This window comes from Candidatus Darwinibacter acetoxidans, assembly GCF_041936445.1.
Lineage (GTDB): Bacteria > Bacillota > Limnochordia > Darwinibacteriales > Darwinibacteriaceae > DTU010.
In genome coordinates, this window is sequence record NZ_JBHGXH010000154.1 from 1 (window position 1) to 16847 (window position 16847).

The 16847-nt window shown below is 59.6% G+C and carries 12 protein-coding genes and 1 pseudogene; 10 read left to right on the top strand and 3 right to left on the bottom strand.

Features of this window, described 5'->3' with window-relative positions; all coding sequences use genetic code 11:
* Window positions 1-89: 89 nt before the first annotated feature.
* The 7 genes from ACE4YL_RS05600 (at window position 90) to ACE4YL_RS05630 (ending at window position 9675) form a co-directional block, all read left to right on the top strand.
* On the top strand, window positions 90-1118 hold the full coding sequence (locus ACE4YL_RS05600) for a LacI family DNA-binding transcriptional regulator (protein ID WP_461358446.1): 1029 nt from the start codon (window positions 90-92) through the stop codon (window positions 1116-1118).
* A 65-nt stretch (window positions 1119-1183) separates the two neighbouring features.
* Window positions 1184-2425, top strand: a complete 1242-nt coding sequence (locus ACE4YL_RS05605; protein ID WP_461358445.1) for an ABC transporter substrate-binding protein — start codon at window positions 1184-1186, stop codon at window positions 2423-2425.
* 55 nt (window positions 2426-2480) lie between these two features.
* Window positions 2481-3605, top strand: a complete 1125-nt coding sequence (locus ACE4YL_RS05610; RefSeq protein ID WP_461358444.1) for a carbohydrate ABC transporter permease — start codon at window positions 2481-2483, stop codon at window positions 3603-3605.
* Window positions 3598-4947, top strand: a complete 1350-nt coding sequence (locus ACE4YL_RS05615; RefSeq protein WP_461358443.1) for a carbohydrate ABC transporter permease — start codon at window positions 3598-3600, stop codon at window positions 4945-4947. The genes ACE4YL_RS05610 and ACE4YL_RS05615 overlap by 8 nt, the downstream gene beginning before the upstream one ends.
* 11 nt (window positions 4948-4958) lie before the next feature.
* Complete coding sequence (locus ACE4YL_RS05620) at window positions 4959-7238, top strand: glycoside hydrolase family 65 protein (RefSeq protein ID WP_461358442.1); 2280 nt, start codon at window positions 4959-4961, stop codon at window positions 7236-7238.
* Between the two features lie 219 nt (window positions 7239-7457).
* Window positions 7458-8714, top strand: a complete 1257-nt coding sequence (gene eam / locus ACE4YL_RS05625) for a glutamate 2,3-aminomutase (RefSeq protein ID WP_461358441.1) — start codon at window positions 7458-7460, stop codon at window positions 8712-8714.
* Window positions 8715-8775: 61 nt separating this feature from the next.
* Window positions 8776-9675: a radical SAM protein gene (locus ACE4YL_RS05630; RefSeq protein ID WP_461358440.1), complete on the top strand. Its 900-nt coding sequence runs from the start codon at window positions 8776-8778 to the stop codon at window positions 9673-9675.
* A 30-nt stretch (window positions 9676-9705) separates the two neighbouring features.
* Here ACE4YL_RS05630 and ACE4YL_RS05635 read toward each other — a convergent pair whose 3' ends face one another.
* Window positions 9706-10941, bottom strand: coding sequence for a DUF1015 domain-containing protein (locus ACE4YL_RS05635; RefSeq protein WP_461359972.1), 1236 nt, complete (start codon window positions 10939-10941; stop codon window positions 9706-9708).
* A gap of 21 nt (window positions 10942-10962) precedes the next feature.
* Window positions 10963-11889: pseudogene (locus tag ACE4YL_RS05640) on the bottom strand (hydroxyacid dehydrogenase); the annotation flags it as partial.
* A 141-nt stretch (window positions 11890-12030) separates the two neighbouring features.
* Here ACE4YL_RS05640 and serC point away from each other — a divergent pair.
* The 3 genes from serC to rocD all read left to right on the top strand — a co-directional run bounded on the left by serC (window position 12031) and on the right by rocD (window position 15867).
* Window positions 12031-13113: a 3-phosphoserine/phosphohydroxythreonine transaminase gene (serC, locus tag ACE4YL_RS05645; protein ID WP_461357801.1), complete on the top strand. Its 1083-nt coding sequence runs from the start codon at window positions 12031-12033 to the stop codon at window positions 13111-13113.
* Between the two features lie 188 nt (window positions 13114-13301).
* A complete protein-coding gene (locus tag ACE4YL_RS05650) occupies window positions 13302-14642 on the top strand; it encodes a cyclic 2,3-diphosphoglycerate synthase (RefSeq protein WP_461359973.1) in 1341 nt (446 codons plus the stop codon).
* A 22-nt stretch (window positions 14643-14664) separates the two neighbouring features.
* The gene (gene rocD / locus ACE4YL_RS05655; RefSeq protein ID WP_461359974.1) at window positions 14665-15867 is read left to right on the top strand and encodes an ornithine--oxo-acid transaminase; all 1203 of its coding nucleotides are present in this window, start codon (window positions 14665-14667) and stop codon (window positions 15865-15867) included.
* Here the strand turns inward: rocD and ACE4YL_RS05660 are convergent.
* Window positions 15864-16769 (bottom strand): DMT family transporter, encoded by a 906-nt coding sequence (locus ACE4YL_RS05660; RefSeq protein WP_461357961.1) that lies wholly within the window; start codon window positions 16767-16769, stop codon window positions 15864-15866. The genes rocD and ACE4YL_RS05660 overlap by 4 nt on opposite strands.
* Window positions 16770-16847 lie beyond the last annotated feature (78 nt).

Below are 16847 nucleotides of genomic sequence, written 5' to 3' on the forward strand. Positions count from 1 at the left end.
AATCCGAAACGTTTCGGATGAGGGGGAAAGGAAACTCCGTTTTCTTTTGGTTGGGATCCGAAACGTTTCGGATAACAGGGGATGATTGCATGGCGGCTACACTGAAGGACGTCGCCCGCTTAGCGGGGTTTTCGGTGACCACCGTGTCCCGGGCCTTGAACGGGCACAGCGATGTGAGCGAGGAAACCCGAAAAAAGATCATGGAGGCGGCACAGGCCCTGAATTATGTCCCGAACCGGGTTGCCCAGCAGCTGGTCATGGGCAAAAGCAGCGCGATTGGCCTCTACTCCTTGGATCGGGAAACCTTCCAGAACCAGTTCATCACCCTGATGATCAGCGGCCTGATGGACGAGGCCACCGCCCACGACTTGAACCTGATGCTCTTTGCCACCCAAAGGCTGCAGACGGCGGAAGAGGTGGTCATGCAGTGCAGGCAGAGGGGCCTGGGGGGCGCGGTTATCTCGGGATTACGCATCGATGAGGACCTGATCGGCCATCTTCCCCAGATGGATTTCCCCATTGTGCTGGTGGATGTGCCAGTGCACGGGCCCAGGGCCACGTACGTTTCGGTGGATAACGTCTTGGGGGCCCGCAAAGCGGTTGAACACCTAGTTTCCCTGGGGCACCGGAACATCGGCCTGATCAACGGGCACAGCGGGGCCTGGGTCAGCCATCAGCGCCGTTTAGGTTATGAGCAGGGGATGCGCGACAGCGGCCTGGCCATCAAGGAGAGCTATATCTTCGAAGGCGATTTCAGCAAGGAATCGGGCCGCAGGGGTGCCCAGCACCTTCTCACCGTTAACCCGGAGCTCACGGCCCTGTTTGTGGCCAGCGACCTCATGGCGGTTGGCGCCCTGGAGCAGCTGCAGGCCATGGGCCGCGGTGTTCCTGAAGATATTTCAGTGGTGGGCTTTGACGATCAGGATTTTGCCCTGCACGTCAGCCCGCCGCTGACCACCATTCGGCAGGACATGTATGTCTTTGGGAGGTTGGCGGCCCGGGAGCTGATCGGCATGATCAACGATCCCGGTTACACTCCCAGGCATGTGGACCTGCCCTGCACGCTGGTGCAGCGGGGCTCCAGCGGCCCCGTGCGCAGCAAGGAGGTGTTGCGGTAAGGGGGTGTCGCAGGAGGAAGGTAAGTGGAGTGGACTGAAGGAGAAAAAAACGAGGAGGGTCTAGCTTGAAACGACTGAGTTTAGCGCTTCTTGTGGTGTTCTTGGCGGCATCTGTGGCAGGTGCCCAGCACATCAGGATTGGCGGTTTTGGAGGCAATGACACGATCATCGTGGAAGAGATGATCGAGCTGTTCGTACGTCCAGCCCTGGAGGGCACGGGCATTACTGTGCAGTACGAGCCTGTGGCCGATGACTTCCAGCGCTATATCATCAACGCCCTCTCGGCGGGAACCGCGCCTGATCTCTTCTACATGGACGTTCTGTGGGCAGGTTCGCTGATCCAAAGCGGCGTAGTGGAACCCCTCAACGCTTATCTGGAAAAGTCAACTGTACTGAAGCCAGAAGACATCATCCCTTCGCTGCTTGATGCCTTTACCGTGGATGGCACGATTTACGGCATTCCCAAAGACTTCAACACCCTGGCGGTCTTCTACAACAAAGACCTGTTTGATTACGCAGGTGTGGAGTATCCCAACAACGAGGACACCTGGGATACCTTCTACGCCAAGCTGGAGCAGGTAGCCGCCATCGATCCCGACATCTACGGCCTGGCCCTGCAGCCTGAGTTTGCCCGCTTTGGCGCTTTGGCCTTTGCAGCAGGCTTTACCCCCTTCAATGCGGAAGGCAAGAGCGATCTTTCCGACCCGGCCTTTGTGGAAGCAATCAAGTGGTACACCGGCATGGCTGAGACCGGCGTAGGCGTCATGCCGCAGGACATCTCCCAGGGTTGGGGCGGCGGTGCCCTCGCTTCTGAACAGGTTGCGGTGGCTTTGGAAGGTGCCTGGATCATCGGTGCCCTGAAGAGCGATGCACCCAACCTCCAGTACGGCGCCTGCCTCATGCCCAAGCATCCCGGAACGGGTCAGCGGGGTAACTTCGTGTATACCGTGGCTTGGGGTATGAACGCAGCCTCCGCCCACAAAGAGGCGGCCTTCCAGGTGCTGGAAATCCTCACCAGCCCCGAAGTGCAGCAGTGGGTACTGGAGCGGGGTCTGGCCATCCCCAGCCGGGAAGCTCTGGCCGATAACCCCTACTTCCAGCAGGATGATCCGGAAGCCCAGGCCAACTACGTGGTCTTCTTGGGCGCTTCCGATGGCAACGTCCTGCCCTTCAGCTTCGGGTCCTACGGCGGCGACTGGACCGGTCCCATCGACCAGGCCCTGTCCGCGGTCATGAGCAAGCAGGCCACTGTGGAAGAGGCTCTCCAGGAGGCCCAGCAGCGGTTAGATGCGGTAATGGGAAGATAAATCCAGCGGGGACATTTGGGGCAACCCAAATGTCCCCTTCAAGGAGGGAGAAGCTGTGCGCAGGCGTTCGTCCCAGGGGCTGGGGGAAAGGCTTGCCCCCTATGTGCTGCTGGCTCCTTTTCTGTTTACCCTGATTGTCTTTTTTGGCTATGCCTTTGTGCGCGTTTTCTATTTCAGCTTCACTGATTACGACCTTTTTGCCACCCCCAAGTGGGTGGGTTTGAAAAACTACCTGAATATCTTTAGGGATATCGACTTCACCCTGGCCATGAAGCATTCCCTCACCTTTATGCTGGTTGTCACCACGGCCCAGACCGTTTTGGCCCTCGTTTTGGCCCTGGTGCTCAACCAAAGGATCCGGGGCATCAACTTCTTTAGGGCTGCCTACTACATGCCCAGCGTCACTTCGTCCGTGGTGATCACCTTGATCTTTATCTGGTTTTTCCAGCGCCGGGGTGTGATGAACTTTCTGATCTCCAAGTTCCAGGAATACCGGGGTATTGTGGGGCTGTTTCTGCTGTTGGCCGCGGCTTTGCAGCTGTCCCTGGTGGGCTGGGAAAAGCTGCGCAGAAGGCCGGTGAGCTTGTTTGAACCGAGCTTTTTGTTCCTTTCCCTGCTGCTCTCATTTATCGTAGTTTTCAGTGCCGTCCGCTTCGGCCTCTTGACTCCCAGGGAGGTGGCCCCGGTGGACATTATCTGGTTCAACACCACCAAAAAGTGGCCGAACTTCTTGGGCAGCTTGGCCTTTCCCGTGCCCTTGGGGGCGATCATGCTCTTTAACATCTGGACCACCGCGCCCACCTTTATGCTTTTGTACCTGGCGGGTCTGCAGGATATCCCCCGGGAGCTCTACGAGGCCGCGGCGGTGGATGGGGCCGAGCGCTGGCATATGATCCGCTACATCGTGATCCCCCAGCTGAAGCCCATTACCTTCTTGGTGGTGACCATGGGCCTCATCGGAACCCTGCAGATGTTTGACCAGGTGGCCATTTTAGGAGGTCAAGCCCCCCGCCAGTCCACCATTACCCTGGCCTATTACATCTATTCCAACATCTTCCCCAGTTCCGCCACACCCCGGGTGGGCATGGCCAGCGCGGCAGCCATGTTCCTGGCCATCCTCACCTCGGTGATCGTGTACATCCAGCGGAAGGTGTTGGGGGAGGAGGGGGACCATGCCTAGTCTGCAAAGAAGGCGCTGGGCCAATGTGGCCGCGATTTACTGTTTTCTCTTGCTGTTTTCCGTGGCCTTCATGGGCCCCTTTGTCTTTGCCCTGCTTTCCAGCTTAAAGGACAACCCCACCGGGTGGCCTCCGAGCCTGGTGGTGAACCAGCTCAAGCCCAGCAACTGGGCGGCCGCTTACCGCCTGGCCAAAGAAGGGGGCGGTAGCGGGCTGATGGGAGGCCTGGGACCGGGGGGCCAGATCAGCTTTGAAATCACCTATTACACCCAGGCGGGCCAAGAACCGGCTCCGCCGGAGGTGGTCATCCCCCGGCGGGTGATCGGCGGGGCTGCCCAGGCCCTGCGGGTGGAGCACTGGGCCTCGGACTATGTCCAGGTGGTGGATCTGCAGGAAGTGGGCAGGGAGCCCCTGGAGGATGGGCTGCTCACCACCTACCGCTTCACCTTGGTGAACACTGCCCCAGTCACCTTGGGGGAAGTGCCCATGGACCTCACTGTACCCATGCGCCAGCAGTTTGTCTCCGCGACGCTTGCGCCCAACCGCATTGAGCGTCTTGGCCGCACCCAGAGCTGGAACAACGTGAGCGCGGGGCTGCTGCCCTATGTATTTGCCAACTACGCCAGGGTGTTCAGGGAGAATTACAGCGTGAGCACGGGTAAACAGCTCTTTACCCTCTGGATCCGCAACTCGCTGTTTTTGGCGGCGGTGCGGGTTTTGACCACGCTGCTCTTTGCCTCCATGGCGGGCTATGCCCTGGCTCGGCTGAGGTTCCCAGGCAGAACTGGCATTTTTGCCTTTATGCTCTTTTCCATGATGATCCCGGGGCAGGTCACCTTCATCTCCAATTACCTGGTGCTGCGGGACGGCATCTTCGGCCTCTCCAAGCTCTTTGGTGTGTCCACGCTGCTCAATACCTACAGCGGCCTGATCATCTCGGGCCTGGTTGGGGCGAGCTCCGTGTTCATCATGAAGCAGTTCTTCGAACGTCTGCCGGCGAGCCTGGAGGAGTCGGCCCGCATTGATGGCGCCAGCACCTACACCATTTTCTGGCGCATCATGTTTCCCTTGGCCAGGCCAGCTCTGGGGGCCCTGACCATCTTGACCTTCCAGAGCGTGTGGAACGAGTTTTTCTGGCCCCTGGTGGTGATCACTTCACCCGCGGATAAGTATCCCTTGACCATCGGTCTGCTCAATTTGCAGCGGGCCTACGGGGCCGCCACCTTCGATTGGGGCCCTATTCTGGCCGGAACGTTCATTTCCGCATTACCGGTGCTAGTTTTATTCATCGTCTTCCAGCAGTACTTCGTGGAAGGAATCAGTTTTACAGGAACTAAGGGCTAGGAGGAAGGTAGATGGCATTCGATCCCCGCTGGGATTTGGTAGAAGCGAACTTCAGCAAGAACACCGGACATTACGAGAGTTTATTCACCTTAGCAAATGGCTATCTGGGCACTCGCGGCGCAACGGAAGAAGCCTACCGGGACAGGACCCCCGGCACCTACCTTGCGGGACTGTTTGATGCGGCCCCCCGGGAGGTTACCGAGCTTCCCAACCTACCGGATTGGCTGAGTTTGGAGATCACCATCTGCGGCGAGCGCTTTGATCTCACGCAGGGGGAAATCCTCGATTACTACCGGGTGCTCCGCTTGAGGGAGGGCACCCTGGAGCGGTTTGTGCGCTGGCAGAGCCCGCAGGGCCGGATCAGCACCCTGCGCTTTTTCCGCTTTGTGTCCATCCACGATCATCACCTGGCCGGACTGCGTGTGGCAGTGACGCCCGAGAACTACAGCGGGCCCATCCGCGCCCTCTCCCGCCTGGACGGGCAGGTGACCAACAGCGGCACCCAGCACTGCGCCCCCGTGGAGGCCTCCACCTTTGGGGAGCGGGGGATTTACCTGGTGAGCGAGACCTACGAGCACAAGTACTTGGTGGTGCAGGCCGCCTCCCATCACGTGCAGGGGCATGTCTTGGGTGAAGGGTATCTGAACGGCCCCCGCCGCATCGATTTCTGGGTGGAGTTCCAGGCGGAGCAGGGAGAGGCCGCGGGTTTGGACAAGCTCGTGACCACCTACAGCTCCCGGGACCTGGAGTTCAAGGACCTGCAAAAAAGCCAGGAACAGCTCCTGGCCGCGGCGCTGAACGCCAATCTGCGGGCCCAGAAGCGGGGTTTGGCCCAGGCGGTGGAGGAACACAAAAGGGCCTGGGAAAAGCGCTGGGAGCGGGCGGATCTGAGCCTTGCCGGCCCCGACTTTGACCAGCTGGCCCTGCGCTTTGCCCTTTTCCACCTGATGCAGATGGCTTCCTGGCATGATTACCGGGTGAGCGTTGCCGCCAAGGGCTTAAGCGGCGAAGGTTACCGGGGGCACGTCTTTTGGGATACGGAGATCTTCATCCAGCCCTTCTTCCTCCATGTGTTCCCAGAAGTGGCCAAACTGCAGCTGCGCTACCGCCACCATACGCTGCCGGGGGCTTTGCGCAAGGCCAAGGAAAACGGCTACGAGGGCGCCATGTTTCCCTGGGAAAGCGCAGATACCGGCGATGAAACCACGCCCAAAGTGGGTGCCATCGATTTCGAGACCAAAAAGCCCATCCCCATCCTCACCGGCATCTACCAGCAGCACATCACCGCGGATATTGCCTACGCGATCGCGCGCTACCTGGAGGTTACCGGCGACCGCCGCTTCCTGGAGCAGTACGGGGCGGAGGTGGTGCTGCTGGGTGCCAGGTTCTGGGCCAGCCGGGTGGAGTACAATGCAGGGGAAGACTGCTACGAGCTGAAGGATATCATGGGTCCCGATGAGTACAAAGAAAGGGTGGACAACAACTACTACACCAACCTGCTGGTGCAAAAGCACCTCCTCTTCGCCAAAGAGCTCCTGGAGAAGCTGGCCTGCCGGGAGCTTGTGGAGAGGTGGGGGTTTTCCCAGGCGGAAGCGGAGCTTTGGGAGGAGATCGCCCAAAAGATCCGCCTGCCCCGGAGGGGCGAGCTTTTGGAGCAGTTTACCGGGTTCCTGGAGCTCAAGGAAATCGATGTGCTCCAGTACCGGGAAACCCCCGGGGAGCTGCAGAAGGTGTACAGCTGGCGGGAGATCAACGAATCCCAGGTGCTGAAGCAGGCCGATGTGATCATGCTCCTGCATCTGCTCCCTGGGGAGTTCACCCCAGCGGAAAAGCGGGTGAACTGGGAATTTTACGAGCCCAAGACCATGCACGATTCCTCCCTCAGCGCGGCGATCCACAGCGCCGTGGCCAGCGATCTGGGGCTCAAAGCAGAGGCTTACCGTTACTTCCAAAAGGCCAGCCGCATCGACTTAAGCGATGGCCTACAGAACAGCGCCCACGGGCTGCACGCCGCTTCCCTGGGGGGACTGTGGCAGGCCGCGGTGCACGGCTTTGCCGGCGTGCGCGTGGAAAACCAGGTGCTAAAGATCAACCCCAGGCTGCCGGAGGCCTGGTCGGAGCTGCGCTTTAAGCTGCAGGTTGGAGATGCCCTCCTGGAGCTGCTGATAACTCCCGAGGATGTGACCATCACCTATCTCCAAGGTACAGGCAAAGTTCAGATGGAGATCGGCCCCCAGGCCTTCCAACTGGGGCCGGAAACGGGCAGCCTGCAGGTGGCATACCCTGGCTGAAGCGGGTAGTTTTGACTTTTTTGGTGGATCTGTTGTATAATGTTTACCACACTCAGGTCGGTGTTGACCAGCGGCGTGAAGAAAACTGCATAGGAGCGCAGTTAGGTGTGCAGTTAGGTGGGGTGGAGGGCAGTGGTGCCTTCCACCCTGCCTTTTTTTGCACCTAAGGAGGACAAAACCATATTGGGGTTTCCTAGGAACCCACGGAAAGGAGATGGCATGAGTAGAAGAGAGAGAGCACTGCAAAGAGCCCAAGAGCTAAAGGAGGCAGTTCAAGACTATTTAGCTGTGAAGGATTCCATTCCCCGCGGCATGGCCCCCGCCCAACGGGAACAGTATGCCCGGCAGAAGGCCAAGATCCTGGCCCTCTTTGGCGGGACGGAAGAGGATTGGAATGACTATAGATGGCAGCTTAGACACAGGGTCTCCGATGTGGAGGCGCTGCTTAAGATCGTCAACTTAGAAGAGGATGAGATCCAGGCCGTCCGCGAGGTGGAAAAGAAGTTCCGCTGGGCAGTTTCCCCCTATTACCTGGCGCTGATCGATGACACCCAGCGCTATGATCCCATTAAGCTGCAGGCCATACCCACTAAGGCCGAGCTGTGCACCGGTGGGCAGGCTGACCCCATGGGCGAGGCTTACACCAACCCCGCGGGCAGCATCACCAGGCGCTATCCGGATCGGGTGATCATCAACGTAACGAACCAGTGTGCCATGTACTGCCGGCACTGCCAGAGGCGCAGGAATATTGGCTCTCAAGATCTGCACACGGAAAGAAAGGTCCTGGAGGAATCCATCGCCTATATTAGAGCCAACCCGGAAATAAGGGATGTGCTCATTACCGGTGGCGATGCCTTAATGCTTTCCGATCGCACGCTAGATTGGCTTTTGGGAGAGCTTACGGCCATTCCCACGGTGGACTATGTGCGGCTGGGGACCAGGGTGCTGGTGACCATGCCGCAGCGCATCACCCCTGAGCTGATCCAGGTTCTCAAGAAGTATCCGCCGCTGTTTATCAACACCCAGTTTAACCATCCCAAAGAGGTCACCCCAGAGGCCAAGGCAGCCTGTGACAAACTGGTCAACGCCGGCATTCCCTTGGGAAATCAGGCGGTTCTGCTCAACGGGATCAACAACGATAAGTATGTGATGCGCCTGCTCAACCAGGAGCTGCTCAAGCTTAGGGTGCGCCCCTACTACATCTTCCATGCCAAGGATGTGGTGGGCACCAAGCACTTCAACACTTCCATCGATGATGGAATTGAGATTATGGAATACCTCCGGGGCTACACCTCTGGGATGGCTATTCCCACCTATATCCTCAATGCACCGGGTGGCTACGGGAAAACGCCCATCGGCCCCCAGTACCTGATCTCCCGGGGCAAAAGGTCCATCAAGATCAGGACCTGGGAAGGCAGGGTATTTGATTACCCCAATGAACCCACCGTGGACCTAAAGGACATTTTAAAAGCATAGCGAAATAAGCCCGGGGATACCCGGGCTTGCGCCTTGTTATGTGGGGAAGGAGGGAGCTAGGGTGAGCAGCGCCAGTTACACCCAGCTTTCCCGGGAAGAGCTGTGGGAGCGGGTGCGCAGGGCCCAAAAGCACCTTGAATCCTGCAGGCTGTGCCCCCGGGAGTGCGCAGTGGACCGCAGGCAGAGCCGGGGCTTTTGCCGGGCCGGCGCCAGCGCAGTTGTGTCCAGCTTCGGCCCCCATTTCGGTGAAGAAAGGGTGCTGGTGGGCACTGGGGGTTCCGGGACCATCTTCTTCGCGCACTGCAATCTGCGCTGCGTGTTCTGCCAGAACTACCAGCTGAGCCAGGGCGGTGAAGGCACATCGGTCACCGCCGAGCAGCTGGCCGTGCTCATGCTCACTATCCAGGACCGCTACCGCTGTCCCAATATCAATTTGGTGACGCCCACCCACTTTGTGCCCCAGATCCTGGAGGCCGTGGCTTTAGCCGTGGAGCGGGGGCTGCGCATCCCCCTGGTTTACAACTGCGGCGGCTATGAAAGCGTGGAAGTGCTCAGGCTCTTGGCTGGGGTTGTGGATATTTACATGCCCGATCTCAAATACAGCTCCGGGGAGCTCAGCCGCAGCTACTCCCAGGCGCCGGACTATTTTGAGAAGGCTGCTCTGGCCCTCAGGGAGATGGACCGCCAGGTGGGAGGACTGAAGGTGGGAGAGGATGGCACAGCCAAAAGGGGACTGCTCATCCGCCACCTAGTGCTCCCCGGCGCCCTAGAGGATACCAAGCGGGTGCTGGAGTTCATCCAGGGGGAGCTTCCCCCAGATTGCCTGGTTAACCTCATGGATCAATACTACCCCTCTTACCGGGCCTTTGAGTATCCGGAGCTGAGCCGCCGGGTGAGCCGGCGGGAGTTTCGGGAGGCTTGGGAATATGCGGAAAGCCTGGGTTTAAGGCTGGCTAGATGAAAGGAGCTGGAGTTGCCTCCAGCCCCTTTTTTAGAAGAGTCGATGGATGAACAGACCGCTTAAGAGCTTGGGCTCAAACCAGGTTGACTTGGGCGGCATCACCTGGCCTTGATCCGCCACCGCCAGGATTTCCTCGATGGAGGTGGGGTAGAGGGAAAAGGCCACCTGCATATCCTCCCCAACCCGCCGCTCCAGCTCTTTGAGGCCCCGGATGCCGCCTACGAATTCGATCCTCTGATCCGTGCGGGGATCGGCGATCTTCAAAATGGGTGCCAGGAGCTGATCCTGGAGCACGGCCACATCCAGGCTCTTCACCAGGTCATCGGTGGGCACAACACCGGGGCGGGGCGTGAGCTTGTACCACTGGCCGGCGATGTACATGCCGAAGGTGCCCTTCTCCTCAGGAGCATAGGGAGCTGTGGGCGCCTTTGCTAAGCTAAAGCGCTCTTCAACCTGCCTGAAGAACTCCTCCCGGGAAAGGCCCCCGAGATCCTTGACCAAACGGTTGTAGGGCCAGATCTTCAGATCAGAGGCGGGGAAGAGTACAGAGAGGAAGTAGTTGAACTCCGCCCGGGGGTCGGGGTTCTTTTCCCGCAGTTTCAAACCCACCCGCACCGCGGCCGCGGAGCGGTGATGTCCATCGGCGATATAGAGATAATCGATGCCGGCGAAAAGCGACACCAGCCGTTCAACGGTCCGGGGGCAGTCCACCTTCCAGCAGATCTGGTCCACACCGTAGGCGCTGAACTGGTAGAGGGGCTCATGACTTGCCACCCAGTCCTGGATGATCTCAGCCACTTCTGCATGATCCCGGTAGGTCTGGAAGATGGGCCCCGTCTGGGCCTCCAGGGCTTTGATGTGATCGATCCGGTCCTGCTCTTTATCGGGCCTGGTGAACTCGTGCTTTTTGATCACATCGTTTTGGTAATCATCGATGGAGGTGCAGGCCACCAGGCCAGTTTGGGCCCTTCCGTCCATGATCTGGCGGTAGATATAGAAGCACTCCTGCTCATCCTGGATGAACTGCCCCTTGGCGAGCATATCCTGGAAGAGCTCCCGGGCCTTGGCATACACCCGGGGATCGTGGGGATCTAGAATTTCCGGGAAGTTGATTTCGGCGCGGTCGATGCGCAAAAACGAGAGGTCATTCCCGGCCACCATCTCCTTGGCTTCCTGAGAGTTCATCACATCATAGGGCAGGGCCGCGATTTGCGCCGCGAGCTGACCGTTGGGCCTCACCGCCCGAAAGGGTTTGACGACAGCCACTTTGCAGCCTCCTTTCGCTTAGTTGACCCGGTTCTGTACCGGTTTGCCCAGGGCGAAGCTGAGCACCTCCTCCGCCACCACCTTGGCCACCTTCAGCTGCGCTTCTTTGGTGGAAGCGGCGATGTGGGGGGTGGCGGTAACCTGATCCAGCTGCATGAGTTCGAAGCTGGCCGGCGGTTCCTGTTCATAGACATCTAAGGCTGCCGCGGCCACATGTCCGCTCTCCAAAAAGCGCTGCAGGGCCCCTTCATCCACAATGCCGCCCCGGGCGGCGTTGATGATCATCACGCCGGGTTTAGTCTTCCGCAGGTTCTCTTCCCCAAGCAGCCCCTTGGTTTCTGGGGTGACCGGAGTGTGCACCGTGATAATGTCGGCGGTGGTGAGGATTTCCTCGAGACTGGCAGCCTTGGCGCCAACCTCCGCTGCCCGCTCTGGGGTGAGGGTGCGGCTGTAGGCCAAAACGTTCATCTCGAAGGCCCGGGCCCTTTTGGCCACTTCCCGGCCGATACGGCCGAAGCCGATAATGCCCAGGGTCTTGCCGTAAAGCTCCACGCCCATGAACGCGGCCCGGTTCCACTCGCCCCGGCGCAGGGAGGCGTTGGCCTGGCAGAGTTTGCGGGCCATGGCCAGCATCAAGGCGAAGGTGTGCTCCGCGGTGGCGATGGTGTTGCCGTCGGGGGCGTTGACCACCACAATCCCCCGTGCCGTGGCAGCGGCCACATCGATGTTGTCCACACCCACTCCGGCCCGGCCGATGATCTTGAGCCTGGGCATCTTCTCCAGGACCTCTGCTGTGACCTTGGTGGCGCTGCGCACCAGGAGGGCGTCGTAGCTCTCCAGGTCCTCCGCCTCATTTACGTTTTTTTCCACAACCTCAACCTGTCCGCTATCCAGCAGGGGAGTTAACCCTTCTTTGGCGATCTTGTCCGAGACCAGCACACGAAACATGGCCATCCTCCTTTACCGAGAGATTTCCTAAGGTTTTACTATTATATCATACCGCTAAGGGTGGGGAAGGCAGGAGTTGCCATTTGATGAAATTGTGGTAGTATGAAAACAAACAAACGCTGAACGAGGGGAGGCAGTGCAGTGAAGAGAGCTTACAACTTCTACGCTGGACCAGCCGCTTTGCCTTTGGAAGTTCTCCAGGAGGCCCAGGCAGAACTTCTGGACTTCGGCGGCACCGGCATGTCCGTCATGGAGCTCAGCCACCGCAGTAAGGACTACGATGCGGTTCACGAGGGAGCAGGGCAGAGGCTGCGCCAGCTTTTGAACATCCCGGCTGATTACGAAGTCTTGTTCCTCCAGGGGGGAGCCAGCCTCCAGTTTGCCATGGTTCCTTTGAACCTCTTAGGCGAGGGCGAGACCGCCAACTACATCCTCACCGGCTCCTGGTCAGAAAAGGCTTTAGCCGAGGCGGTGAAGGTCGGCCAGACCAAAGTGGGGGCCAGCACCAAGGAGGAGAAATTCCGGCGCATCCCTTCCCAGGGGGAGCTGGAGATCACAGGCGACGAGGCCTATGTCCACATCACCAGCAACAACACCATCTACGGCACCCAGTGGCAGGAGTTCCCCGACACCAAGGGGGTGCCCCTGGTGGCGGACATGTCCAGCGACATCCTCTCCAAGCCCTTTGATGTGAGCCGCTTTGGGCTGATCTATGCCGGCGCCCAGAAGAACCTGGGTCCTTCCGGGGTTACCGTTGTGATTATCCGCAGGGATCTCCTCGGCCGCTCCCGGGAGGAGCTGCCCACCATGCTCAACTACAACACCCACGCCAAGGCCAGGTCCCTCTACAACACGCCCCCCACCTTCGGGATCTATCTGCTAGGCAAGGTGCTGAGCTGGGTGGAGCGGAAAGGCGGTGTGGCGGCCATCGCCCGCCAAAACGAGCTCAAAGCACGGATCCTCTACGATGCCATCGACCAAAGCGGCGGGTTCTACCGGGGCCATGCGGAAAAGGAGAGCCGCTCCTTGATGAACGTGACCTTCAACTTACCAACGGAAGAGCTGGAGAAGGAGTTTCTGGCGGAGGCTGCGGCCGCGGGCTTTGTGGGTCTAGGAGGTCACCGCTCCATCGGCGGCTGCCGGGCTTCCATCTACAACGCGGTGCCCGTGGAGGCTTGTGAAGCCCTGCGCGACTTCATGCTGGCCTTTAAGGCTAAGCACTAAACTGGTTAGGATGAAAAACAAAAGATAAGGGCTGTCCCAGGGGCGGGCAGCCCTTTATTTTCCCCGCGCCTTGAACACCTGGGCCCGGAATGTTAAAATAAGTGTACCAGATACGGTTCTGGAGTAAAATTATTTATATTTATGCAAAGATGAGTAGTAAATACTCAAAGACCAGAAGGAGGTAGATCATGTCCAGGAAAAAGGTAATCATCATGGGTGCTGCCGGGAGGGATTTCCACAACTTCAACACCTATTACCGGGATAACGAGCGCTATGAGGTGGTGGCCTTTACCGCCACGCAGATTCCCGACATCCACGGCCGCAAATATCCCCCGGAACTGGCGGGAAGCCTCTATCCAGAGGGCATCCCCATCTACGATCAGAGGGAGCTCGCGGATCTGATCGCCAAGTACGATGTGGATGAGTGCGTGCTCTCCTACAGCGACGTGAGCTATGAGTACGTGATGCACCTCAGCGCCCTGGTCAACGCCGCCGGCGCCAACTTCGCCCTCTTGGGGCCCAAGCACACCATGCTCCGGAGCAGCAAGCCGGTGATCGCCGTGTGCGCAACCCGCACAGGTACCGGCAAGAGCCAGACCTCCCGCAAGGTGGCGGAGATCCTGCTCAGCCGGGGCATCAGGGTGGTGGCGGTCCGGCACCCCATGCCCTACGGGGATCTGGCCGCGCAGCGGGTGCAGCGCTTTTCCACCATCGAGGATCTGGCCAAGCACCAGTGCACCATTGAAGAGATGGAAGAATATGAACCCCACATTGACCGGGGCAATGTGGTCTACGCGGGCGTGGACTACGAAGCCATCCTCAGGGAAGCGGAAAACGATCCCCAGGGCTGCGATGTGATCTTGTGGGATGGCGGCAACAACGACTTCCCCTTCTATAAACCCGATCTGCACATCACCGTGGCCGACCCCCACCGGGCCGGGCACGAACTTGCCTACTACCCCGGGGAAGTGAACCTGCGCATGGCCGATGTGGTGGTGATAAACAAGATCGACAGCGCTTCTCCGGAAAACATCGAAACCGTGCGGCGGAACATCCGCTTGGTGAATCCCACCGCCCGGATCGTGGATGCCGCTTCACCCATCAGGGTGGTCAATCCCGAACTGATCCAAGGTAAGCGCGTCCTGGTAGTGGAGGATGGGCCCACCCTCACCCACGGGGAGATGAAGCTGGGGGCCGGCATCATCGCCGCGCAGAAGTACGGAGCGGCAGAGATCGTAGACCCCAGGCCCGCGGCGGTGGGCAGCCTCGCGGACACCTTCGAACTTTATCCCCATATCGGCGCCCTGCTGCCTGCCATGGGCTACAGCCCTGAGCAGCGGGCCGATCTGGAAGCCACCATCGCGGCGGTGGACTGCGATGCGGTGATCATCGGTACGCCCATTGACCTCAACCGGGTGGTGCAGATCAGGCAGCCCAACACCAGAGTGTACTACGATTTGCAGGAGATCGGCAGCCCGAATCTCGAAGAAATACTGGAAGAGTTCATCGAGCAGCATAGGCTCAAATAGGAGCAAAAAGGAGTTGGTCTTCTTGGCCAGGACTGAGGAGTTCATCCGCGAGGTCGATAGGTACAGCGCCCGCAACTACAATCCCCTGCCCGTGGTGATTGAGCGGGGTGAAGGGGTGTGGGTATGGGATGTGGAGGGCAACAAGTACCTGGATATGCTCTCCGCCTACTCCGCCTTGAACCAGGGGCACAGGCACCCCAAGATCATCTCCGCCCTGATGGAGCAGGCGGGCAAGTGCACCCTCACCTCCCGGGCCTTTCACAATGAGACCATGGGGCCGTTTCTGAAAACCCTCTGTGAACTGGCAGGCTATGGGAAGGCCCTGCCCATGAACACCGGGGCCGAGGCGGTGGAGACGGCCATCAAAGCCGCCCGCAAGTGGGGCCTTGTGCGCAAGGGCGTCCCGGAAAACCAGGGGGAGATCATCGTCTGTGAGAACAACTTCCACGGACGCACCGTGACCATCATCAGCTTCTCCAGCGAGGAGCAGTACCGCTACGGGTTCGGACCCTACACGCCGGGCTTTGTGCTGGTGCCCTATGGGGACCTGGAAGCCTTGGAAAAGGCCATCACACCCCACACAGTTGCTGTCCTGGCCGAACCCATCCAGGGTGAGGGGGGAGTTGTGGTGCCTCCCCAGGGCTACCTGGCCAAGATGCGGGAGCTGGCCACCGAGCATAACCTTCTGATGATGCTCGATGAGATCCAGACCGGCCTGGGCCGCACAGGCAGGCTCTTCGCCTATGAACACGAAGGGGCCAAACCCGATGTGCTCATTTTAGGCAAGGCCCTAGGCGGCGGGGTGTATCCCGTCTCCGCGGTTTTGGCCAGCGAGGAAGTTTTGGGGGTGTTCAACCCCGGCGATCACGGCTCCACCTTTGGCGGCAACCCCTTGGGTGCCGCGGTGGCCCAGGCTGCCTTGGAGGTCATCCTGGAGGAGGACCTGCCGGGAAGGGCTGAACAGCTCGGGAACTACTTCCTGGAGGGGCTTAAGGCCCTGAACAGCCCCTACGTGCGGGAAATCCGGGGCAGGGGCCTGCTCATCGGGGTGGAGATCAAGACCGAATACGGCTCGGCCCGCCCCTTCTGCCAGCGGCTCATGGCCGAGGGACTCCTCTGCAAGGAAACCCACGAACAGACCATCCGTTTCGCCCCTCCTCTGGTGATCAGCAAAGAGGAGATCGATTGGGCCCTGGAGCGCATCCAGAAGGTGCTGGGGGCCTAGAGGAAAAGCAAAGCAACTCCGGCAATGGAGATCAGTGCTCCCAGAACTTCTTTGGGGAGCACTTTTTCTTTGAAGATCAGCATGGAAAAAGGAATGATCAAGACCGGCGAGAGCGAGGTGAGGGAAGAGGCGATGCCCGCCGGTGTCCGCTGCAGGGCAAACAGGGCGGCGGCCACCCCCAGGAAAGGGCCTAGGATGGCGCCCAGGGTAATAAAGCGCAGGGCCGGAAGGTCCCGGAGGGCCCTGGCCATCTCCGGCCATTTCTTCCCCCAGGTGATGATCAGGGTGAAGGCGAGAAAGGCGGCGAGGAGCCGGATCTGGGTTGCCGCCAGGGCATTGTATGAGCCCATGCCCAGCTTACTTAAAACCATGCCCAAAGCTTCACCCACAGCCCCCAGGGCGGCGTAGATCACGCCCTTCAAGGGGCGGTTCAGCCTCACTTTTTTCTCCTGGGGGCTGCGGCCCAGGATCACCAGGGAGATGCCCAGGGTGACCAGGAAAATGCCCACAAGCCCCCGGGGAGCCAGCCTTTCCCCCAGGAGCAGGAAGCTCAGCAGAGCGGTGATGGGCGGGCCCAGGGACCTGATGAGCAGGGAGATGCGGGAGCCGATCTCCACAAAGGCCCGAAAAAGAAAAATGTCACCGAACACAAAGCCCACAAGCCCCGAGATGGAGAGCCAGAGCCAGGCCTGGGGGGGTGCATCCAGGGGTAGTGCCAGTCCCCGGGTGAGCCAGGCGGTGAGGGTCAAAAGGGGAAAGGCCACAAAGATCCGCAAGTAGTTCACCGCCAGTGATCCGACGCGCCTTCCCGCTGCTTCAAAGGCTAAGGAGTTCAAAGACCAGCAAAGGGCGGCTGTGAGCGCCGCCAGCTCGCCAAGGTGTGCCGCCACTTGTGCATCCATCTGCCCATCCCCTGTCTTGAGTCTGCTGCTTTGCCTTCAGCACCATTATCATTGTAATCCTCACCCCGGGGAAAGGGA